This is a genomic window from Leucobacter sp. NPDC077196 (assembly GCF_040687075.1).
Lineage (GTDB): Bacteria > Actinomycetota > Actinomycetes > Actinomycetales > Microbacteriaceae > Leucobacter.
In genome coordinates, this window is sequence record NZ_JBFBML010000004.1 from 119,956 (window position 1) to 142,505 (window position 22,550).

General features: G+C 66.2%; 18 protein-coding genes. 16 read left to right on the forward strand and 2 right to left on the reverse strand.

Features of this window, described 5'->3' with window-relative positions:
- Position 1: 1 nt before the first annotated feature.
- Genes tatC through lnt form a run of 3 tightly spaced genes read left to right on the forward strand, consistent with a single transcriptional unit; the run spans position 2 to position 4,784 of the window.
- The gene (tatC, locus tag AB0O71_RS06410; RefSeq protein ID WP_363743374.1) at positions 2-853 is read left to right on the forward strand and encodes a twin-arginine translocase subunit TatC; all 852 of its coding nucleotides are present in this window, start codon (positions 2-4) and stop codon (positions 851-853) included.
- 2 nt (positions 854-855) lie between these two features.
- Positions 856-3,138, forward strand: coding sequence for a DEAD/DEAH box helicase (locus tag AB0O71_RS06415; RefSeq protein ID WP_363743537.1), 2,283 nt, complete (start codon positions 856-858; stop codon positions 3,136-3,138).
- Positions 3,135-4,784, forward strand: a complete 1,650-nt coding sequence (gene lnt, locus AB0O71_RS06420; protein WP_363743377.1) for an apolipoprotein N-acyltransferase — start codon at positions 3,135-3,137, stop codon at positions 4,782-4,784. Before AB0O71_RS06415 ends, lnt begins: the two co-directional genes overlap by 4 nt.
- A 39-nt stretch (positions 4,785-4,823) precedes the next feature.
- Here the strand turns inward: lnt and AB0O71_RS06425 are convergent, their stop codons facing one another.
- The gene (locus AB0O71_RS06425) at positions 4,824-5,183 is read right to left on the reverse strand and encodes an RNA polymerase-binding protein RbpA (RefSeq protein ID WP_363743379.1); all 360 of its coding nucleotides are present in this window, start codon (positions 5,181-5,183) and stop codon (positions 4,824-4,826) included.
- Between the two features lie 158 nt (positions 5,184-5,341).
- Between AB0O71_RS06425 and AB0O71_RS06430 the strand changes: the two genes are divergently transcribed.
- From AB0O71_RS06430 to AB0O71_RS06460, 7 genes are all read left to right on the forward strand, one after another.
- Complete coding sequence (locus AB0O71_RS06430; protein WP_363743381.1) at positions 5,342-6,109, forward strand: SDR family oxidoreductase; 768 nt, start codon at positions 5,342-5,344, stop codon at positions 6,107-6,109.
- A 417-nt stretch (positions 6,110-6,526) separates the two neighbouring features.
- A complete protein-coding gene (gene gltB, locus AB0O71_RS06435; protein ID WP_363743383.1) occupies positions 6,527-11,227 on the forward strand; it encodes a glutamate synthase large subunit in 4,701 nt (1,566 codons plus the stop codon).
- The gene (locus AB0O71_RS06440; protein ID WP_363743385.1) at positions 11,220-12,671 is read left to right on the forward strand and encodes a glutamate synthase subunit beta; all 1,452 of its coding nucleotides are present in this window, start codon (positions 11,220-11,222) and stop codon (positions 12,669-12,671) included. The genes gltB and AB0O71_RS06440 overlap by 8 nt, the downstream gene beginning before the upstream one ends.
- Before the next feature lie 60 nt (positions 12,672-12,731).
- A complete protein-coding gene (locus AB0O71_RS06445; protein ID WP_363743387.1) occupies positions 12,732-14,276 on the forward strand; it encodes a methyltransferase in 1,545 nt (514 codons plus the stop codon).
- Between the two features lie 52 nt (positions 14,277-14,328).
- Positions 14,329-15,648 (forward strand): histidinol dehydrogenase, encoded by a 1,320-nt coding sequence (gene hisD, locus AB0O71_RS06450; protein WP_363743389.1) that lies wholly within the window; start codon positions 14,329-14,331, stop codon positions 15,646-15,648.
- The gene (nrdR, locus tag AB0O71_RS06455; RefSeq protein ID WP_363743391.1) at positions 15,648-16,142 is read left to right on the forward strand and encodes a transcriptional regulator NrdR; all 495 of its coding nucleotides are present in this window, start codon (positions 15,648-15,650) and stop codon (positions 16,140-16,142) included. The genes hisD and nrdR overlap by 1 nt, the downstream gene beginning before the upstream one ends.
- A 5-nt stretch (positions 16,143-16,147) precedes the next feature.
- Positions 16,148-17,209: a quinone-dependent dihydroorotate dehydrogenase gene (locus AB0O71_RS06460; protein WP_363743539.1), complete on the forward strand. Its 1,062-nt coding sequence runs from the start codon at positions 16,148-16,150 to the stop codon at positions 17,207-17,209.
- Here AB0O71_RS06460 and AB0O71_RS06465 read toward each other — a convergent pair.
- The gene (locus tag AB0O71_RS06465) at positions 17,206-17,775 is read right to left on the reverse strand and encodes a DUF3043 domain-containing protein (RefSeq protein ID WP_363743393.1); all 570 of its coding nucleotides are present in this window, start codon (positions 17,773-17,775) and stop codon (positions 17,206-17,208) included. The two genes, AB0O71_RS06460 and AB0O71_RS06465, sit on opposite strands and share 4 nt — an antisense overlap.
- 149 nt (positions 17,776-17,924) lie before the next feature.
- On the opposite strand from AB0O71_RS06465, the gene erpA reads away from it, so the two are divergent.
- The 6 genes from erpA to AB0O71_RS06495 all read left to right on the forward strand — a co-directional run bounded on the left by erpA (position 17,925) and on the right by AB0O71_RS06495 (position 22,437).
- Positions 17,925-18,302, forward strand: coding sequence for an iron-sulfur cluster insertion protein ErpA (gene erpA, locus AB0O71_RS06470; protein WP_363743396.1), 378 nt, complete (start codon positions 17,925-17,927; stop codon positions 18,300-18,302).
- A gap of 163 nt (positions 18,303-18,465) precedes the next feature.
- Entirely contained in the window at positions 18,466-19,314 is an 849-nt protein-coding gene (gene coxB / locus AB0O71_RS06475; RefSeq protein WP_363743398.1) for a cytochrome c oxidase subunit II, read from the forward strand.
- Positions 19,315-19,330: 16 nt separating this feature from the next.
- A complete protein-coding gene (ctaD, locus tag AB0O71_RS06480) occupies positions 19,331-20,974 on the forward strand; it encodes a cytochrome c oxidase subunit I (RefSeq protein ID WP_363743400.1) in 1,644 nt (547 codons plus the stop codon).
- Between the two features lie 18 nt (positions 20,975-20,992).
- On the forward strand, positions 20,993-21,415 hold the full coding sequence (locus AB0O71_RS06485; RefSeq protein WP_363743402.1) for a cytochrome c oxidase subunit 4: 423 nt from the start codon (positions 20,993-20,995) through the stop codon (positions 21,413-21,415).
- A gap of 12 nt (positions 21,416-21,427) precedes the next feature.
- The gene (locus AB0O71_RS06490) at positions 21,428-21,871 is read left to right on the forward strand and encodes a GNAT family N-acetyltransferase (protein ID WP_363743405.1); all 444 of its coding nucleotides are present in this window, start codon (positions 21,428-21,430) and stop codon (positions 21,869-21,871) included.
- Between the two features lie 2 nt (positions 21,872-21,873).
- Positions 21,874-22,437 (forward strand): TetR/AcrR family transcriptional regulator, encoded by a 564-nt coding sequence (locus tag AB0O71_RS06495; RefSeq protein ID WP_363743408.1) that lies wholly within the window; start codon positions 21,874-21,876, stop codon positions 22,435-22,437.
- The last annotated feature ends 113 nt before the right edge of the window (positions 22,438-22,550 follow it).

Sequence of the window (22,550 nt, forward strand, 5' to 3'; positions counted from 1 at the left end):
AATGGCAGACAGGGCGCGCAAACGGCGCAATTCCGACGGGCGAATGAGCCTGGGCGAGCACCTGGTCGAGTTCCGCAAGCGACTGATGATTTCGGCCGCGGCCATCATCGTCGCACTCGTCGCCGGCTGGTTTCTCTCGACGTGGGTCTGGGAAGTGCTCCGTCAGCCGATCAACGACCTCGAAATGCAGGGACGAGATGCGATCATCTCGTACGGCGACATCTCGAGTGGCTTCGATACAAAGGTGCAGATCGCGCTCTTCATCGCAGTCCTCATCGCCTCCCCGGTGTGGTTGTTCCAGGTCTGGGCGTTTCTCGCCCCAGGGCTGACCCGCCGCGAGAAGCTCACGGGCGTCGGATTCATCAGTGCTGCCGTCCCGCTGTTCCTCGGCGGCGCCTATGCCGGATGGCTCGTGCTCCCGAACATCGTGCGTCTCATGGCGAGTTTTCAGCCCGAGGAGGACGCCTTCTATCTGACGGCCCGAAACTACCTCGACTTTGCAATCAAACTGCTGCTGGCCGTCGGCGTGGGCTTCGTGCTTCCCGTGCTCCTCGTGATGCTGAACTTCATCGGCGTGCTGCGCGGCGCGTCGATCATCAGGAGTTGGCGCATCGCGATCCTCGTCATCATCCTGTTCGCCGCGATTGCGACGCCGGCGGCGGACCTCATGAGCATGTTCCTGCTCGCCGCACCGATCATCGTGCTCTACTTCGCCGCGGCGGGCATCTCGCTGCTGCACGATCGGCGAGTCGACAAGCGGCGGGCAGCGGAGCTCGCAGAATACGATCTCGACGAAGAGGCCGAACACGCAGCTGATCGCGGCGAATCTGGCCGCACGGAAGGACGTCGATGAGTATGCCGGAAGCCGGCGAGCGGCAGGAGGAGCGCGCGCTCGATGCCTTCTCAGCGCGGCTCGAGTATCCGCTCGACGCGTTTCAGCGGACCGCCTGCGAGCGACTCGAAGAGGGCCGCAGCGTGCTCGTGGCCGCTCCGACCGGCTCGGGTAAGACGACCGTCGCCGAATTCGCGGTCTATCTCGCGAGGCGCGAGCGGGATGCGCGCATCTTCTACACCGCCCCGATCAAGGCGCTCTCGAACCAGAAGTTTCGGGAGCTCTGCGATGAGTACGGCGAGGACGAGGTCGGCCTGCTCACCGGCGACGTGAACCTGCGATCGGATGCGCCCATCATCGTGATGACCACCGAGGTGCTCCGCAATATGATCTACGCGGGCTCTGATGCGCTGGACGATCTCGAGTTCGTCGTGCTCGACGAGGTGCACTACCTCGGCGACCGCTTCCGCGGGGCCGTGTGGGAGGAGATCATCCTCCATCTGCCGCCCGCGGTGCGCCTGGTGTCGCTGTCGGCTACGGTGTCGAACGCCGAGGAGTTCGGCGACTGGATGCACGCCGTACGCGGCGACACCGACGTGATCCTCTCGGAGCATCGACCGGTTCCGCTGTATCAGCATGTGCTCACCTCGCGCGCGCTGCTGCCGCTGTACGTCGATCGGGCCGGCGAGCTCGCGACCGGCGGCCGCGTCAATCCCGAGCTGTACGCACTCGATCGACGGAGCGGATCGCGTGACTCCGGTCGCGATCGTGACCGCGGCCGCGGTGAGCGCTCGCGCGGGAGGCCACCGGTGCGGCGCGCACGGCGGGTCTCGCGCTCCGACATCGCACGCGCGCTCGACGAGACCGATCTCGTGCCGGCCATCGTGTTTATCTTCAGCCGCAACGGCTGCGATCAAGCGGTTCGTCAGTGCCTCATGGAGGGCATTACGCTCACGAGCCGCGAGGAGCGCGACGAGATTCGCCGCATCGCGCGTGCGGAAGTCGCCGGGATGAGCGACGAGGAGCGCCGGGTGCTCGGGGTGCGGGAGTGGCTCGCCGGGTTGGAGCGCGGCGTGGCGGCGCATCACGCCGGCTTGCTCCCTGCATTCAAGGCCGTGGTCGAGCGCCTCTTCCAACGGCGCCTCGTCAAGCTCGTCTTCGCCACTGAAACGCTTGCCCTCGGTATCAACATGCCGGCGCGCGCCGTCGTCATCGAGCGGCTCGACAAATTCAACGGTGAGCAGCGCGTCCCACTGACATCCGGCGAATTCACGCAGCTCACGGGGCGCGCCGGGCGTCGGGGCATCGACGATGAGGGTCACGCCGTCGTTGTATGGAGCGACGAGGTCGATCTCGAGGCCCTCGCGCATCTCGCCGGCGCCAGGTCCTTCCCGGTGCGCTCCAGCTTCCGCCCGACGGCCAACATGACCGTCAATCTGCTGCAGCGCATGGACCGCGCGCACGTGCGCGAGATGCTCGAGCTCTCATTTGCCCAGTTCCAAGCGGATCGCGCAGTCGTCGATCAGGCCCGCGAGTTGCGGAAAGAGCAGGAATCGCTGGCCGGGTACGATGCGGCGGCCAGCCGTGGGCAGGGGTCCGACCGAAAACGGTGGGAGGATCGTGCCCGCAAGCTGCGCCGACGCGTCGAACGCGGTCGGCGTCAGATCGCCTCGCGCACGGGCACGATCGCGCGCACTTTCGACCGGGTCGTCGACCAGCTGCTCGAGCTCGGCTACCTCGAGGCCGACCGGGAGAGCGACCCGAACGTCACGCCGTGGGGAAACCTGCTCCGACGCATCTACGGCGAACGCGACCTGCTCATCGCGGAGTGCATCCGCGAGGATGCCTGGCGCGGACTCGATGCTGCCGGACTCGCCGCGATGTGCTGCGTGCTCAGCTACGAGCCGCGTCGCGACGACGAGGGCGAGGGCCGACTCCCGGCCGGTCCCGTTTTCGCCGAGGCCCACGATCGTGTGCTCGATATCTGGGTGCGTCTCGACGATCTGGCGGAGCGGTCGCGTTTGGCGCGCAGCGAAATGCCCCACGCGGGTCTCGCGATGACGATGCACGCCTGGGCGACCGGGCGTCCGATCGAGCAGGTGCTCGAAGCGGCCGGTATCGGGGCGGGTGATTTCGTACGCTGGGCGAAGCAGACGATCGACCTGCTCGATCAGGTCGCCCAGGCCTGCGAGGCAGCCGTGATCGACGACGTCGACGCGGAGCGCCTCGGTGCCCTCGCTCGACTCGCTCGGGAGGCAAAACGAGGGGTGAAGCGGGGCATCGTCGAAGCGTCGAGCAGTTCGTGAACGCACCCTCGCTCGTCAGTCCGCCTTCCGGAGCTCTTTCATGGGCGTACGTCGAAGTGTCGGGTGCGCGGAAGCTGCGCTGGTACGTAGCCGTGATCGCGGCCGTCGCCGGCGGCCTGCTGCTCGATACCGCGACGCCGGGTCTGAGCTGGTGGCCGCTCGCATTTCCCGCAGTCGCGCTCGTGTGCGCCGCCGTGTGGCACCAGCGCGCCCGCATGGGATTCGCCGTGGGAGCACTCGCGGGTGCAGCGTTCTGGATGCCGCACATCGGGTGGCTCACACTGTATCTCGGCCCGATTCCCTGGGCGGCGCTGTGCGCGTTGATGACCATCTGGTTCGGGCTCTTCGGCCTTGCTGCGGCGCTCGCGACGCGTGGGTTGCGCGAGCTGCGCCTGCTCCACCGGCACCGGGTGGGATTGATCGTGGCTCAGGCCGCTACGGTGTCCGCTCTCTGGATGCTGCGCGAGCAGCTGCAGGGCGCCGTGCCCTACGGCGGATTCGCGTGGGGTCGTATCGCCACGACGCAGGCGGACGGACCCATCTTGCAGGCGGTCTCCTGGATCGGCTTCGCGGGGCTGTCCGCGATGCTGGTCTTCGTGAGCGTGCTTCCCATCTCGGCCGCCTTCGCGGCGCGCCGCTCCGTCTCAGGACTTCGGCCTGCGCTCACCAGCACGGCGGCGTCGCTGGCAGTGCTGGTCGGACTCGCCCTCGTTCCGGCAGCTCCGCTCGAGCAGTCGGGCACGCTGCGAGTCGCGGCGGTGCAGGGGAACTCGAAGTCGGGCATCTTCGACGACCGTGAAGCGGGAGGCGTGATCCGCGACCACTTCGCCGCGACGGATGCACTGCTCGATCGGCTCGAGGAAGACGGGCAGACGGTCGACGTGATCGTGTGGCCCGAGAACAGCGCTGAATTCAGCGCTCCTGACAACCTGTTGCGCAGCCAGCGTCTCGCGAAACTCGCAGAGCGTGCGGAAGCGCCGATCGTGGTCGGGTCGATCCTGGCGAACGACGACGGTACGTACAGCAACAGCTCGCTCGTCTGGGATCCTGATGGCCCGACCGACGCGCGCTACGACAAGCGCTACCCGGTCCCGTTCGCCGAGTACATGCCGAACCGGCCATTCTTCCGCGCGATCGTGCCCGACCTGGTGGACCTGGTGCAGCTCGAGTACGCGCCGGGCATCCGGTCCTCAGTGCTCGAGGTCGAGACCCCTGCGGGCGCGATCCAGGCGGGGATCGCGATCTGCTTCGACATCATCTTCGACCCGCAGGCGGTGGAGATGGCAGCGGACGGGGCGCAGGTGATCTTCGCGCAGACCAACAATGCCGACTTCGGTCCCACCGACGAGAGCGCGCAGCAGCTCGACATCGCTCGCACCCGTGCTGTGGAAATGGGTCGGGCCCTGGTGAACGACTCCACGGTCGGCACGAGCGCCGTTGTCGCCCCGGATGGCCGGGAGCTCGCTTCGCTCACGCCGTTCACGCGGGACGCGATGGTCGCCGAGGTTCCGCTGGTCTCCGGGCTCACCCCGGCGCTCCGTTTCGGTGCCACCCTCGCTACGCTGGTCACCGCCATCGGGGTGCTCGGGCTCGGAAGCGGGATCATCGGTCTCGTCAGCGCTCGACGCGGTCGCCCCCGGGAGTAGGCCGCGCGCCGATATCGAAATCGCCCGGCCCCCAGGGGCCTACTGACCGGAGCCGCGGCGGGATCGCAGGAGACGGAGGCGCTCCTCGAGCAGCTCCTCGAGCTCCTCGCGGCTGCGGCGCTCGATGAGCATGTCCCACGGAGTGCGCTGTGACGACTCTTTCTCCTCGAACTCGGCCCTCGCGGCGCGGCCCGCCTCGTCGTCCAGGAATCCGACCTCGCCGCTCTTCTGATCCACCCATTCGGCGGGGGGTTCGGCATCAGCGTCGAACATGATCGTGAATCGGACCCCGCGGTCCGTGAGGTACTCGACTGAACGGCGGGGGGAAAGCTCGACGCCTTCTTCACCCTGCAAACTGGTCGCGCCGATGCGCGTCCCGCGGAGTGTTCGATCGGCCATGTGGAACCCCCTCATGTCTGACGCCCACGTTGCCGGGGCGCCTTGCCTCCTCTTGCAGGGTACCCGCCTGCGGTGCCCCGGCGATAGCCCCGACCTGGGCAACAGCTGGCCGTCCAGTACCCTGGGACGACGATTATCACCACGATTGAGGAGTACATGTGACCCAGATTCTCGAACCCGGCAGCCTCGCCGGCCGCCGCGCGCTCGTCACGGGATCATCTCGCGGCGTCGGTGCCGACACTGCGCGCTACTTCGCGCAGGCGGGTGCGGACGTGGTCGTCAACTTCCGCAACAAGGCGCCGCGCGCCGAGAAGCTCGCGGCTGAGTTCCGGGAGCTCGGGGTGCGGGCGCTCGTGCAAGGTGCAGATCTGACCGACCCGGATTCCGTGCAGGCCATGATGGCGGCAGTGCGGGAGGAGTTCGGCGGACTCGACATCCTGGTGCTCAACGCCTCCGGCGGCATGGAGAGCAATATGGGCGAGGACTACGCGCTGCGACTCAATCGTGACGCGCAACTCTCCGTGCTCGACGCGGCGTTGCCGCTCATGGGTGAGGGCTCGCGCGTGGTCTTCGTCACGAGTCACCAGGCCCATTTCATCCGAACCACCCCCACGATGCCCGAATACGTGCCCGTCGCGGAGTCGAAACGGGCGGGTGAGGACGCGCTCCGCGAGCTCATTCCCGATCTCGCCGCACGCGGGATCGGCTTCACGGTCGTCTCAGGCGACATGATCGAGGGTACGGTCACAGCGACCCTGCTGAATCGTCTGAACCCCGGCGCTATCGAGGCTCGGCGGGAAGAGGCCGGCAGGCTCTACAACGTCTCGGAGTTTGCCGCAGAGGTGGCGCGCGCAGCGGTCGACCCCGTTCCGAGCGATTACACGCGCCTGGTCGGAGACACGCGGAGCTTTGCCACTGAGAGCTGACCCCGCGTCGCGCGTGAACGATGACGCGGTGTTCGATATGTGAGCGGTGCAGGGTGCCGAATCCGATTATCGAACACCGCGTTCTGCGTTCCGTGAGGTGGGGCGCACAGCGAATTGTTTCGAGAACGTTTCACGCAGAAGTCGTCTGCGGCAAAAGTCAACAACTTCCGTCATAAATTCGGCTTTCCGTGGCGCGTCTCCGAATGCGGGGAACAAAGTGCGCACGCCTCTTCGTTTCACCGAAGAAACGGAGTGCTACATTCAGAGCTCAGTCATCGCCCTGCCGACGCGAGCGCCTCCGGTCTCATCTCGTGCAGCGCGCATTCGCACCGGGACCGCCGTACCGCCGTCGTCCCGTCGATCGAGAGGACGACGATGCCGCAGCGCTCGCCGAATTCCCACCCGATGGTTTCCGCCATGCCAGGGTCGGCCCTCCCCGCCCCTGTCGGGCTGTACGATCCCGCGGACGAACGCGACGCTTGCGGGCTCGCTTCGGTCGTCGCCCTCACGGGCGAGGCGAGTCACAGCATCATCGAGATGGCGCTGGACGCACTGGAGCACCTCGAGCACCGGGGCGCGGTCGGTTCCGATGCCGGAACGGGCGACGGCGCGGGAATCCTCAGCGATATTCCGGATGCGCTGATCCGTGAAGAACTCGCGCGCCTCGATCCGAGCCTGCGTCTCCCCGAACCCGGTGGGTACGCCGCCGGGCTCGCATTTCTCCCGCAGGCGTCGACCGAGCGACGAGCAACCCAGTACCGCATCGCCGCGATCGCTGCAGAAGAGGGCTTGTCGGTGCTCGCCTGGCGTCCCGTCGCCGTGCGCCCGGAGGTGCTCGGCGAGAGCGCTCGAGTCGCGAGCCCCGTCATCGAACAACTTGTGCTCGTGCCGGCTGCGGGCGTGACGCTCTCGGCCGACCAACTCGAACGGCGCGCGTTCCGCGCCCGCAAGCGCGTGCAGCACGAGACGGGCAGTTATCTGCCGTCGCTGAGCGCGCGAACCATCGTCTACAAGGGCATGGTCACGACGCTGCAGCTGCCCGGCTTCTACATCGAGCTCTCGGATCCGCGATTCATGAGCCGCTTCGCGATCGTGCACTCTCGGTACTCGACGAACACGTTCCCGTCGTGGCATCTCGCGCAACCGTTGCGACTGGTGGCGCACAACGGGGAGATCAATACGGTGCGCGGCAACCGCAACTGGATGCGCGCCCGCGAGGCACAGCTCGCCTCCGATCAACTGGGCGACATCGAGCCGCTGCTCCCCATCTGCTCGGTGGGAGGCAGCGACTCGGCGAGCTTCGACGAAGTGCTGGAGTTGCTCGTGATGGCCGGGCGAACGCTGCCGCACGCGCTGGCGATGATGGTGCCCGAGGCGTGGGAAGCGGAACCGGGCATGCAGCCGGCTCTCGTCGATTTCCTGGAGTACCACTCGCTCATCATGGAGCCGTGGGATGGTCCCGCCGCGATGATCGCGACCGACGGCCGAGAACTCGTCGCCCTGCTCGACCGCAACGGGCTGCGCCCGGGTCGCTTCCTGGTGACTTCCGACGGTGTGCTCGTCATCGCGAGCGAAACCGGCGTGCTCGACATCGCGCCGGATCGCGTCGTGCGACGCGGCAGGCTCCAGCCTGGCCGCATGCTCGCCGTAGATCTCGAGACGGGCGCGATCCGCGACGATGATGCAGTGAAGTCGGAGCTCGCAGCGTCCGCACCGTGGGGAGAGTGGCTCGCCGAGGGCCGCATTCGACTCTCCGAGCAGCCCGAGCGCGAGCACCTCGTGCATCCGCCGGCGTCGATCGAACGGCGTCAGCGCACGTTCGGCTACACCGAGGAGGAACTGCGCGTACTGCTGATGCCCATGGCTCACGACGGGATCGAACCACTCGCAGCGATGGGAACGGACACCCCGATCGCAGCCCTCTCGGATCGGCCGCGCCTCGTCTTCGACTACTTCGTTCAGCAGTTCGCGCAGGTCACGAATCCGCCGCTCGATGCGCTGCGAGAAGAGCTCGTCACCAGCCTGCGCGCCGGAATGGGACCGCAGGAGAACCTGCTCAGTCAGTCAGCGGAGCACGCACGTCAGGTGATCCTCGATTTCCCGGTGATCAACAATGATGCGCTCGCGCGCATTCAGCACTTCGGTGACGACCCCGAACGTGAGCGCGCTGTCACGCTCCGCGGTCTCTACCAGGTCGATTCGGGTGCCCGCGGCCTCGCCGATCGCCTGGAGGCGATGTGCCTTGAAGCCAGCGCCGCTATCGAGGCCGGCGCTGAGTTCCTGATCCTCTCCGACCGCGATTCGAACAAGGATCTCGCCCCCGTGCCGTCGCTCCTCGCCGTGTCAGCGGTGCATCACCATCTCATTCGCGAGGGGCTGCGCATGCGCGTCGCCCTGGTCGCCGAGGCGGGCGACGTGCGCGAGGTGCACCACGTCGCAGCGCTGATCGGATACGGAGCGGCTGCGGTCAATCCGTATCTCGCGATGGAGACCGTCGGTCTCCTCGTGCGCGATGGGTCGATCCCCGGCGTGTCGGAGGACGAGGCCATCGCCGGGCTCATCAAGGCGCTCGGCAAGGGCATGCTCAAGGTGATGAGCAAGATGGGCATCTCGACGGTCGCCTCCTACTGCGGCGCGCAGACCTTCGAGGCGATCGGACTCGCCCAGCAGCTCGTCGATCGGTACTTCACCGGCACCACGTCGCGGTTGGGAGGTGTCGGCCTCGATGTCATCGCCGCAGAGGTCGCCGCCCGACACCGTGCGGCGTACCCCGACGATCCCGCAGCGAACGCGCACCGCAAGCTCGAGACCGGCGGTGAGTACCGGTGGCGCCGCGGGGAAGAACCGCACCTGTTCGACCCCGAGACGATCTACCGGCTGCAGCACGCGACGCGCACCGGGCGCCGAGACATCTTCACGGCGTACACCGAGCGGGTCAACGAGCAGCAGGAACGACTGATGACGCTGCGCGGGCTGTTCCGCTTCGCGCCGCAGCGGCCTCCGGTGCCGCTCGACGAGGTCGAGCCCGTCTCTGAGATCGTCAAGCGATTTTCAACGGGCGCGATGAGCTATGGCTCGATCTCGCCCGAGGCGCATCAGACGCTCGCCATCGCGATGAACCGCCTCGGCGCGAAATCGAATACGGGTGAGGGCGGCGAAGCTGAAGATCGCCTGCTCGACCCGGAACGGCGCAGCGCCATCAAGCAGGTCGCCTCCGGCCGCTTCGGCGTCACTTCGATGTACCTGACGCATGCCGATGAGATTCAGATCAAGCTCGCCCAGGGGGCAAAGCCGGGCGAAGGCGGCCAGCTTCCGCCGACGAAGATGTATCCGTGGATCGCGCGCACCCGGCACGCGACGCCGGGCGTGGGCCTGATCTCGCCTCCGCCCCACCACGACATCTACTCGATCGAAGACCTGAAGCAGCTCATCTTCGACCTGAAGCGAGCGAATCCTGCCGCGCGCATCAGCACGAAACTGGTCGCGCAGAGCGGCATCGGCCCGGTGGCGGCCGGCGTCGCGAAGGCGCTCTCCGATGTCATCCTGGTGTCGGGGCACGACGGCGGCACGGGTGCGAGCCCCATGAACTCGCTGAAGCACGCAGGATCGCCGTGGGAACTCGGCCTGGCCGAAGCGCAGCAGACGCTGATGCTCAACGGGCTCCGCGAGCGGGTCGTACTGCAGGCCGACGGCCAGCTGAAGACCGGCCGCGACGTCGTCATCGCGGCGCTGCTGGGAGCCGAGGAGTACGGGTTCGCAACGGCCCCGCTCGTCGTGTCCGGGTGCATCATGATGCGCGTCTGTCACCTCGACACCTGCCCGGTGGGCGTGGCGACGCAGAATCCCGAACTGCGCTCCCGATTCACGGGACAGGCCGAGCACGTCGTGAACTTCTTCCGCTTCATCGCCGAGGAGGTGCGCGAGATTCTCGCGTCGCTCGGGTTCCGCTCGATCGACGAGGCGGTGGGCGACACCTCTGCGCTCGACGTCGACGATGCGATCTCGCACTGGAAGGCTTCCGGTCTCGATCTCACCCCGGTACTGCGGGGCCCGGTGTTCGCCGAGGGGGAGCCGCGTCGGCACGGCCGGGACCAGGACCACGAGCTCGACGCGCATTTCGATGGCGGGCTCATCAGGATGGCGACCGATGCGCTCGAGCGCCGGGAGCCGGTGCTCATCGATCTCCCGATTCGCAACATCGATCGGGCGGTCGGCACGATGCTCGGCCATGAGGTGACCCAGCGGTACGGTGCAGAGGGACTCGCGCCGGAGACGATCGACATCACGCTCACGGGATCGGCCGGACAGTCGCTCGGGGCGTTCTTGCCGGCCGGCATCACGCTGCGTCTCGCGGGTGACGCCAACGACTACGTCGGAAAGGGGCTGTCGGGCGGCGAAGTGGTGATCAAACCGCATCCTGATGCGGGGCACCCGGCGTCGGGCAACGTGATCGCCGGCAATGTCATCGGATACGGGGCGACCAGCGGGTTGCTCTGGATCGCCGGCGTGGTCGGCGAGCGGTTCCTCGTTCGCGGATCGGGCGCGATCGCCGTTGTCGAGGGAACCGGCGACCACGCGCTCGAGTACTTTACCGGCGGCTTCGCGCTCATCCTGGGACCGACGGGACGCAACATCGGCGCCGGCATGTCGGGCGGTGAGGCGGTCGTATTGGATCTCGATCCGGCTCACGTCAACTCGGCCGAGCTCGCTTCGGGATCACTGATGCTGCAGCGGTTCGGCGGAGCGGCAGAGCCCGGCCACCGTGCACCGAGCTCCGCGGTTGCCAGTGCCGCTGTTGCCAGCCCCGCGGTTGCCAGTGCCGCTGTTGCCAGTCCCGCTGTTCCCAGTCCCGCTGTTCCCACTGGAGAGGAAGCAGCTCTGCGGGCGAAGATCGTCGAACTGGTGAAGCGCCACTTCGAGCAGACCGGTTCGAGTATCGCGGCCGATCTGCTCGAGAGTATCGAGCGTGATCCTGAGGGCACATTTGCCCGCTTTACGCGTCTGATCCCGCGTGGCTACTCGCGCGTACTCGAGATTCGAGTGCGCGCCGGCGAACAGGGCATCGATCCCGACGGCGACCGTGTCTGGTCCGAAATCTTGGAGGCGACTCATGGCTGATCCCCGCGGATTCCTGAAGGTTCGCGAGCGCGAGCTCGCCCCGAAGCGGCCGATCGCACTCAGATTGAAGGACTGGAGCGAGGTCGTCGACCCTGCCGATCCAAAGCTCGTCGCCAAGCAGGCATCGCGCTGCATGGATTGCGGAGTCGCGTTCTGCCATCAGGGCTGCCCGTTGGGCAATCTGATTCCTGAATGGAACGACCTGATGTTCCGAGGCCGCGAACGGGAAGCCATCGAGCGGCTGCACGCGACGAACAATTTCCCCGAGTTCACGGGTCGGGCATGCCCGGCCCCCTGCGAATCGGCGTGCGTACTCGGCATCAACCAGCCCGCGGTTACGATCAAGCAGATCGAGAACAGCATCATCGATCAGGCATTCATGAACGGTTGGGTGGTGCCGCAGCCGCCGTCGCGTCTCACCGGAAAGACGGTCGCGGTGGTCGGGTCGGGGCCGGCCGGTCTCGCAGCTGCGCAGCAGCTCACGCGAGCCGGGCACACGGTCGCGGTGTACGAGCGCGATGAGGAACCGGGAGGGCTGCTGCGCTTCGGGATTCCCGATTTCAAGCTGGAGAAGAGTCTCGTAGTACGCCGTATCGAGCAGCTCAAGGCAGAGGGCACTCGGTTCCGCTGCGGGATCGAGATCGGTCGCGACATGTCATGGAGCGAGCTGCGGCGGCGCTATGACGCTGTTGTCGTCGCGACCGGTGCGACGGTCGCGCGGGATCTGCCATTGCCGGGACGCGAGTACGCCGGGATCCTCCCGGCTATGGACTTCCTCGCGGCATCGAACCGAGTGCAGTCAGGAGCTCTTGCAGCGACACCCTTCGACGCGGCTGACAAGCGGGTCATCGTCATCGGCGGCGGCGACACCGGAGCCGACTGCATCGGAACGGCGCACCGCCAGGGCGCCGCGTCGGTCACAAACCTCGCGATCGGCGAAAAACCGTCAGAGTTTCGCACGACAGGCCAGCCGTGGCCCGTGCATCCGACCCTCTTCGAGGTGTCGAGCTCGCACGAAGAGGGCGGCGAGCGGCGCTACCTCGCCTCGACCGTCGAGTTCGTCAGCAACGATCGCGGGGAGGTTACCGGCTTGCGCGTGGCGGAGACTGGATTTACCGAGGAGGGGCGCGTGCCCGTGGCCGGCACCGAGCAGCTGCTCGATGCAGATCTCGTGCTCATCGCCATGGGCTTCACCGGACCCGAGGAGATCGAGGATCCGGCGCATCGACTGGAGCGTTCGCAGCGCGGGGCGTTCGAACGGGACCGCAACTATGCAACCGGCCTGCCGGGCGTCTTCGTCGCGGGCGACGCCGGCAGGGGGCAATCACTGATCGTGTGGGCCATCGCTGAGGGGCGTGCGGTCGCCGCTTCAGTCGATCAGTATCTCACCGGCGCAACCGTGCTTCCCAGCCCGGTCACGGCTCACGACCGAGCTTTCGCGTAGCACCCGCAGACCGTGCTCGATTCCACGCACGTGAGCCCGGTCTGCGACTACGCTGGGCGAGTGCATGCAGAACTCATCGACCGCCTTCGCGCTGATCTCTCCGTCGCCGAGCTCTCCGTCGAGTCCGTTGCCGAGCTCCTGGGGGATACGGCCGACAGCGCCCGACAGCGCGGCGTCTTCGCGCCCGCGCTACGCGCCATCGCCGGTCGGGAGAACGATGCGCGCGCGATCCTCGTCCGATGCTTCCTGCTCGGATCTCACGTCACGTCGACCGAGCTCGACGCCGCATTGCCTCAATTGACGGCCGCGGGCGCCGGTGAACTCGGACTCGTGCACGCGGTGCCGGGCCGGCCCGAGGGCGAGGATCGGTTCAGCGCCGCGTGGTCGCTGAACCCGGTGCGTCTCTCGGTCGATGAGCACTGGCTGGTGCTCTCCGACCTCGACGACCAGTTGCGACGGGGGCCCGCTCGCGCGGATCATGTGATGGGCGTCGGAGGAGCCACTCGATCGCTGATCGCGCAAGCACCGACGGCCCCGGTCGACGCAGCGCTCGACCTCGGCACCGGCTGCGGCATTGTCGCGATGCACCTGACGCGCCACGCAACACGTGTCATCGCGACCGACATCTCGCAGCGCGCGCTCGAGTTCGCGCGCATGAATGCGCGACTGAACGGCGTCGGCGATCGGATCGAGTTTCGCCCGGGCGATCTGTTCTCGCCCGTCGCCGAAGACCGTTTTGATCTCATCCTGTCGAACCCGCCATTCGTCATCACGCCGCGTTCTGGAGAGGCTCCGGTATACGAGTACCGCGATGGCGGCCGAACTGGGGATGCGCTTGCCCAATCGGTGATCGAAACCGGGCCGGCACTGCTGCGTGTGGGCGGTACTCTGCTCTGCCTCGCGAACTGGGAGTCGCCCTGGGGTTCGAACGGACTCAACCGCGTATCGCACTGGATCGGCACGGCGGCAGCCTCGGCGGGTGTGCTGAACGCCTGGGTGATCGAGCGCGACCGCGTCGAACCCGCGAGCTACGCCGAGACGTGGGTGCGCGACGGCGGAGTCCGACCGGGCGATGTCGAATTCGAGCGGCTGCTGGCGGCGTGGATCGACGATTTCGCGCAGCGCAGGATCACGGCCATCGGTCTGGGGTCTGTACGGGTGCAGCGCGCCACAGCCGATGCGCAGGCAGCACCGGTGGTGCACCTCGATACGGCCGTAGGAGCGTTCGCCGATGCGAATGGACTCGGGAACGCGCTGCAGCTCGCCTTCGAAACGGGTGCAGCGACGGCGCGCATGTCATCGGGCGAGATGCTCGACACCCGGTGGGTGCTCGACCGTGCTGTCGTGGAGATTCGCGAGCACCAGCCGGGGGAAGAGGCGCCGCGCCGCATCACGCTGGAGACGGCGCGCCCCATTGCGAGGCGGATCGCGGCTGACACCCTGCTCGCGGCGGCCGTTGGCGCGTGCGACGGCGAACTCTCGCTCGGGCAGATCGCCGACGCGCTCGCGACACTGCTGGAGGTCGACGCCTCGGCCGCGCGCGAGGCGCTGGTGACTGGAGTGCGCGAACTGGTGTGGTTCGGGGTGCTCGTTGCGCAAGCATGACATTCCGGGCCCGCGATGTGAGGTCCGGCTGCCTCAGTAGACTGGTCGGGTGATGCGAACGATCGATCTCCGGGGCCGCGCGCTCTTCCGAAACGAACTCCTCAGACTCGTGCCGCGTGCAGCGGTCAGTGCTGAAATCGCGGTGGAGCGGGTGCGCCCGCTCATCGCCGACGTCGCGGAACGCGGCGAAGCGGCGCTGCGGGAACAGGCGCGCGATTTCGATCGCGTCGAGGGGCATCAGTTGCGCGTTCCGAGCGAGAGTGTGACGGACGCACTGCGCAACTGCCCGCCGGAGGTCGAAGGAGCGCTGCGAGAGCTCATCGCGCGATTGCGCCAGGGCTCGTCGGCCCAGGTGCCCGCCGAGCAGGTGACGCGACTCGCCGATGGAGCGGTCATTCGGCAGCGCTGGCAGCCGGTCACCCGTGTCGGCCTGTACGCGCCGGGCGGCAAGGCGGCCTACCCCTCATCAGTCGTGATGAACGCAGTTGCCGCGCAGGTTGCGGGCGTGCCGAGTCTTGCGCTCGCGTCGCCCGCGCAGGCCGACAACTCCGGTCTCCCGCACCCCGCTGTGCTGTGGGCTGCCGCTCTCTGCGGCATCACCGAGGTCTACGCCATCGGGGGAGCCGGGGCTATCGCCGCATTCGCCCATGGAGTTCCCGAGATCGACCTCGACGCGGTCGATGTCGTGACGGGCCCGGGCAACGTATTCGTCGCAGCGGCCAAGCGCGTAGTGACTGGTCTGGTGGGGATCGATGCTGAAGCCGGGACCACTGAGATTCTGGTGATCGCCGACGAATCGGCACAGCCGGGTTACGTCGCCGCCGATCTCATCAGTCAGGCCGAGCACGATGAGGCCGCCGCTTCGGTGCTCGTCACCGACTCTGAGGAGTTCGCGCAGGAGGTGGCGCGCGAGATCGCGACGCGTGCTGCCGGCACCCGCCACGCCGGTCGCGTGGCGGAGGCGCTCTCCGGGCAGCAGTCGGCGATCATACTCGTCGACGATCTGCACGCGGCGAGTGCCGTGAGCAATGCCTATGCGCCGGAACACCTCGAGATTCAGACCCGGGATGACGAGTCAGTGCTCGCGGACATCACCGACGCCGGCGCGATCTTCGTCGGCGGGTACACGCCGGTGAGCCTCGGAGACTACCTCGCAGGCTCCAATCACGTATTGCCGACGGGCGGCACCGCGCGATTCGCAGCAGGCCTCGGTGCGCACACCTTCCTGCGTCCTCAGCAGATCGTCAGGTACGACCACGATGCACTGAGCGACGTCGCCGGGCCGCTTCAGGTCCTCGCTCAGGCGGAAGGCCTGCCGGCTCACGGTGACGCCGTGAGCGCACGATTCGAAACCCGAAGGGAGCGCGGCTGATGCATTGCCCGTTTTGCCGACACCCCGATTCTCGCGTCATCGACTCTCGAACCGCCGACGACGGGCTCTCGGTGCGCCGCCGCCGCCAATGCCCCGAGTGCGGACGCCGATTCACGACGACCGAGACCGCCAGCCTGACAGTGATCAAGCGCTCGGGCGTCGTCGAGCCGTTCAGCCGTGAGAAAGTCATGAGCGGCGTGCGCAAAGCCTGCCAGGGACGCCCGGTCACCGAGGCCGACCTCGCGGTACTCGCACAGCAGGTCGAGGAGTCGGTCAGATCGAGCGGTATCGCGCAGTTCGATGCCAATGAGATCGGGCTGGCGATCCTGCCGCATCTGCGCAAGCTCGACGAGGTCGCGTATCTGCGTTTCGCCAGCGTCTACCAGGCGTTCGAGTCTCTCGCCGACTTCGACTCCGCGATCGAAGAACTCCGCACCCGCCCGAGCGGATCCGCTGCACGCAGCGATCGCTCCGACGCAGATCAGGAAGCGTGACCGCAATGCGCTGGTACCCGATGCTCTTCACGACCGTGCTGCGACGGATGGACCCGGAATCCGCTCACCACTGGGCATTCCGAGTCATTCAGGCCGTTCCGCTCGCGGGAGGAATCGTTCGTCGTCTGTGCGGGCCAGATCCGTCGCTGCGCGTGCGAGCCCTCGGTACGACGTTCCCGAGCCCCTTCGGATTGGCGGCGGGCTTCGACAAGAATGCGACCGCCATCGCCGGTCTCGCGGAACTGGGTTTCGGACACGTCGAGGTCGGTACGCTCACCCGATATGCGCAGAAGGGCAATCCGAAGCCGCGCATGTTCCGCCTCGTCGACGATCGAGGCTTGGTGAATCGGATGGGGTTCAACAACGAGGGCGCAGCCGCCGCGGTTCCGCGTATCGAACGCGCTCGCCTGAGTCGCCGGCGCCCCGTGATCGGCGTGAACATCGGCAAGAGCCGTGTCACCGAGGTCGAGGACGCGGTGGCGGATTACGTGTGGAGCACGCAGCGACTGGCTCCGATCGCCGACTACCTCGCCGTCAACGTCAGTTCACCGAACACTCCTGGCCTGCGGGGTCTGCAAGAGCTCGAGTTGCTCGAACCATTGCTGGCCGCGGTGCGCGAGGCTGCAGGTCAGACGCCGTTGCTCGTCAAGATCGCCCCCGACATGGAGGACGAGCAGATCGACGGGATCGTCGCGCTCGCCCGGAGGGTGGGCCTCGACGGGATCATCGCGACCAACACGACGGTGTCGCGTGACAACTTGCGCGCCTCGGAGGCAGAGATCGCTCGGATCGGTGCGGGTGGCCTCTCGGGCGAGCCGCTGCGGGATCGGTCGCTCGATGTGCTTCGTCGAATCCGCGCCGTCGAACCGGATCCCGACTTCTGCGTCATCGCAGTCGGTGGTGTTGAGAGTGCATTCGACGTGCTCGAACGCCTGCGGGCGGGAGCAACACTGGTGCAGGGCTACACGGCGTTCGTCTATGCCGGCCCCTTGTGGGCGCGGAGCGTCAACCGCGGGCTGAGGCGCGCCGGATTCCGGGGGAGCGGCGCGCCCGCCGGAAGGCGTTAACTCGGGAAGGCTCCGCGCTTCACCACGGACTTGGGGGCGCGGAGCGGACGGAACTGGAATGCGCGCATCGCGGCGTACCAGCGGAATCCGGGCTGCACGCGATCCTCACCGAACTTCTCCGACAGCTTGCGCTTGAGACGGGCCCCCAGGAATACCGCATCGAGCACGGCGAGCCCCACGAACGCCCAGATGACGAACAGGCTGATGACCTGCACCGTGCCCGGAATGAACGTCATGACGAGCACCACGAGCATCATCGGGATCAGCATCTCGCCCACGTTCCACCGAGCATCGACGTAATCGCGCACGAAGCGACGCTGCGGGCCTCTGTCGCGCGGGCCGAGAAAGCGCTCGTCTCCCTGCATCATGCCGACGCGAGCGCGCTCACGCAGCTCGGCCTGCTGGCGGCGCTGCTCCTTGATCGCGGCCTTGTCGCGGGAGCCGACGATCGGGCGGGCGTTCGCGGCCTCCGCCTGCTTCCGCGAGGGCGTCGGGCGTCCCTTTCCGACGACGGCCTCGCTGCCGTCCGTTGCACCCTGCTCGTTCGCAGCGCCCTTCTGAGCCACGCAGATCCTCCCGTTTCCGACGCTGTGCGCGCCACCCTGCTCGGCGTCCGCCGAAGACTTCTAGCGTACCGCGACTTGAGGCCGGTTCCCGCCTCGCCCGGGCGGTAGACTGGCACGCGAACGATCACGACGTGAGCAAGGAGTTACAGATGAGCACCGACACGATCGCACCAGAGGGCGCTTCGACCACGGCCGAGCAGGCGCACGGCGTGCAGCTGAGCGAGAACGCGCGCGAGAAGGTGCGCAGCCTCCTCGCACAGGAGGGTCGCGACGACCTGCGTCTCCGCATCGCGGTGCAGCCGGGCGGCTGCTCCGGCCTGATCTATCAGCTCTTCTTCGACGAGCGCGAGCTCGAGAACGACGCCGTGGTGAATTTCGATGGTGTCGGCGTCGTCGTCGACATGATGAGCATCCCGTACCTCAACGGAGCGACCATCGACTTCGAAGATACGATCCAGAAGCAGGGCTTCACGATCGATAACCCCAACGCTCAGGGAAGCTGCGCCTGCGGCGACAGCTTCAGCTGAACGAGCTCGCGCCGCGCCTCGTCAGACCGGATTTCGCGACACCCGTCCGTGGTTCGGGGAACGGTCGCGTTCGCGCTAAGCTGTCAGGGAGTCATCAGCTTCGTTCGCATGCGTGCGGCGAAACAACGTTTTCGAAAGGTATGCGGTGCGTTCCAATCGTCGAATGAAATGGGTCGCAGCCCCGGTGGCGCTCTCCGCAGCGCTGGTACTGGCGGGCTGTACCCCGGAGCAGCAGCGGGGATTTCTTCCCGCGGGCTCCGAAGGGGCCACGAACCACACGGATGGGGTGACCGGCCTGTGGGTCACGTCCTGGATCGTCCTGCTCGCCGTCGGCGTGGTCACCTGGGGACTGATCATCTGGGCGACCATCGCCTATCGCCGCCGCAAAGGCCAGACCGGGCTTCCCGTGCAGCTGCGCTACAACATGCCGATCGAGACGTTCTTCACCATCGTTCCCGTGATCCTCGTCATCGGCTTCTTCGCGTTCACCGCGCAGGAGCAGAGCAAGATCGAGGCGCGCTATGACAACCCCGAAAACGTTGTCGAGGTCGTAGGCAAGCGGTGGTCCTGGGACTTCAACTATGTCGATGAGGACGTCTACTTCCAGGGCGTGCAGGTGCAGACCGATGACGATGGTGAGGCCGAGGCCGACACTATGCCTGTGCTCTACCTTCCCGTCGATCAGACGACCGAGATTCGTCTCGAGACCCGTGACGTCATCCACTCCTTCTGGGTGGTCGAGTTCTTGTACAAGAAGGACATGATCCCGGGTCAGACCAACTACATGAGCTTCACACCGACCAAAACCGGAACCTTCATGGGCAAGTGCGCAGAGCTCTGCGGCGAGTACCACTCCATGATGCTGTTCGAGGTCAAGGTCGTCGAGCAGGACGAGTATGACGCATACATCGCGTCGCTCCGCGAGGCCGGCAACACCGGTCTGGTGCCCGAGGAATACAACCCGAACCAGGAACACTTCCAGAGTGACCAGGCCAAGGCTCAGAACGAGTAACGAGGGATAGCAGAAGATGAAGAAGGGCAATGTCATTGTCTCGTGGATAACTTCCACGGACCACAAGGTGATCGGGTACATGTACCTGATCAGCTCCTTCGTGTGGTTCCTGATCGGCGGCCTGATGGCTCTCGTGATCCGCGCGCAGCTGTTCGCTCCCGGTCTTGAGGTCGTCGCGACCAAGGAGCAGTACAACCAGCTGTTCACCATGCACGGCACGATCATGCTGCTGATGTTCGCAACTCCGCTGTTCTCCGGGTTCGCCAACGTGATCATGCCGCTCCAGATCGGTGCACCCGACGTCGCCTTCCCGCGACTCAATGCGTTCGCCTTCTGGCTGTACACCTTCGGGTCGCTCATCGCGGTCGGTGGATTCCTCACCCCCCAGGGTGCGGCGTCGTTCGGCTGGTTCGCATACGCGCCGCTCTCGGATATGACCTACTCTCCTGGAGTTGGCGGCAATCTCTGGGTTCTCGGCCTCGCGTTCTCTGGCTTCGGCACGATCATGGGCGGCGTGAATTTCATCACGACGATCATCACCATGCGCGCTCCGGGAATGACCATGTGGCGCATGTCGGTGTTCACATGGAACACGCTGATCACCTCGATCCTCGTGCTGCTCGTCTTCCCGGTTCTTGCAGCTGCACTCTTCGCGCTCGCGGCAGATCGCATATTCGGCGCTCAGGTCTACAACGGCGAGGGCGGTGCCATCCTCTGGCAGCACCTGTTCTGGTTCTTCGGACATCCCGAGGTCTACATCATCGCGCTCCCGTTCTTCGGAATCGTTTCTGAGATCTTCCCGGTCTTCAGCCGGAAGCCAATCTTCGGGTACAAGACTCTGATCTACGCGACCATTGCGATCGCAGCGCTCTCGATGACAGTGTGGGCGCACCACATGTACGTGACCGGATCCGTTCTGCTCCCGTTCTTCGCGCTGATGACGATGCTGATCGCGGTGCCCACGGGCGTCAAGATCTTCAACTGGCTCGGCACGATGTGGCGTGGCTCGATCACCTTCGAGACCCCCATGCTGTGGTCGATCGGCTTCCTCGTGACATTCGTGTTCGGCGGCCTGACCGGCGTCATCTTGGCATCGCCTGCACTCGACTTCCACCTTTCGGATACCTACTTCGTTGTGGCGCACTTCCACTACGTGGTGTTCGGCACGGTCGTCTTCGCGATGTTCGCCGGGTTCTACTTCTGGTGGCCGAAGTGGACCGGAAAGCTGCTCGACGAGCGGCTCGGCAAGATTCACTTCTGGGTGCTCTTCATCGGCTTCCACACCACCTTCCTGGTCCAGCACTGGCTCGGGGTCATGGCAATGCCGCGCCGCTACTACACGTACCTCCCGTCGGACGGCGTCACGTGGGGTAACCAGCTCTCCACTGTCGGCGCGATGATCCTCGGCGCTTCGATGATCCCGTTCCTGCTGAACGTGTACATCACCGCGCGTCGTGCGCCGAAGGTTACCGTGGACGATCCCTGGGGCTACGGTCGCTCGCTCGAATGGGCGACCTCCTGCCCGCCGCCCCGCCACAACTTCACGTCGATCCCGCGCATCCGCTCGGAGTCGCCGGCCTTCGATCTCAATCACCCCGAGATCACCGGCGTGGAACAACCGGTGCGGCAGACCGAGCGCGAGCTCGCTGAGAAACAGTGAGCTGAGGAGTAACGAGTTATGAAATCGAACATCGTCATCTTCTGGATCCTAACCGTCTACATGGTGCTCCTTGCAGCGGTGTACACGGTGTGGAATCTGATCGAGCACGGGTACGTCGAGTGGGTGGGTTCGACCGCGATCCTGCTCTCGGGCGGACTTACCGGCTTCATCGCCTCTTATCTCATGCTTGTTCAGCGCAAGCAGGGCGGCGTGCTCGTGGAAGACCGCGACGACTCGGATATCGACGATGGGGATCCCGAGCTCGGCGAGTTCAGCCCGTGGAGCTGGTGGCCGATCGTGTTGGCCTTCGGCGCCGCGCTCGTCATTCTCGGGTTGTGCGTCGGATTCGACTTCTGGTTGGCATTCCTGTCACTTCCGATCGTGCTCGTCGCCGTGATCGGCTGGGTATACGAGTACTACCGCGGCAACTTCGCGCGTTAAGGACGGCACGGTTTGAGCATCATCATTCGTCGTGGTCGCGGTGACGACGACGCAGCAGTCTTCGGGCTTGCGCGGCAGTTCACCACCGGCCGCGAGCCCATCGGACGCGACGAGTTCTCGGTTGCCTATGACAACGTGCTGCGGCATCGCGACCAAGAGGCCAACGTTCTCTTCATTGCTGAGCTCGACGGCGCGGTTGTCGGGTATTCCCTGATGACGGTCTCCCGTCTGCTGCATGCTCCGGGTCTGACCGCCCACCTGCAAGAGATCGTTGTTGACGAGGGGTCGCGTGGGCATGGCGTCGGTGATCGACTGATGCAGGCGAACGAGCACTACTGCATGGGACGAGGAGTGCGCCAGCTATCAGCTTCAACGGCTCGCTTCGGCTCCTTCTACAATCACCGCGGCTTTGAAGCGGTAGGCGAGCACTACCGTAAGATCCTCGCGCTCGGATAACCATGAACGCGCGCCGTGCTCGGAGAAGGCCCGGCGAGAACCGCGTGCGCCTCATCGAGGCCGGACTCATTGAGTTCGGCCTCTTTGGCTTTCATGGGGCCGCCACGGCATCGATCGCCGCCCGTGCGGGTGTGCCTCAGCCCCACGTTTACGCCAATTTCTCGAACAAGCACGAGTTGTTTCGTGAATGCTGCCGTACCGCGGTCGAGCTCATCCTTGCACAGAGCAGTGCCGTCGACGGAGCGCGAACGGACATGCCTGTGGAGCGCGCAGGTGATCGCGGTGACGCGGGAGGCACGCGCCGCAGAAATGCCCTGGGCGCTGCTCATAGCGTCGTTGCGCAGGCACTGGCAGTGCTGAACATCGATGAACTCCGTGCGCCGCTTCTCGAGATTCTCACGGCGTTTCGAGATGTTTGGGGGCGAACTGAGTTCCATCATGCCTACGGAAGTGTGGGCGTGGCGGTCCTCGAGGCGGCAATCACCTTTGAGATGACGCTCGGTGACGGCGCTAAGACGTTGAATAGCGGCAGCGAGTCGGCCGAGCGAGGCTTCACAGCCTGCTGAGTCTGAGTATTCGGCAGATTGGTCGGGGGAGGGTTGGTCTCGAAAGGTCGACCCGCTCGATTTCGTTGCGCGTTCGCGGAGCTGCTGTGCGGCGTCGTTCAGCACCGGATCGG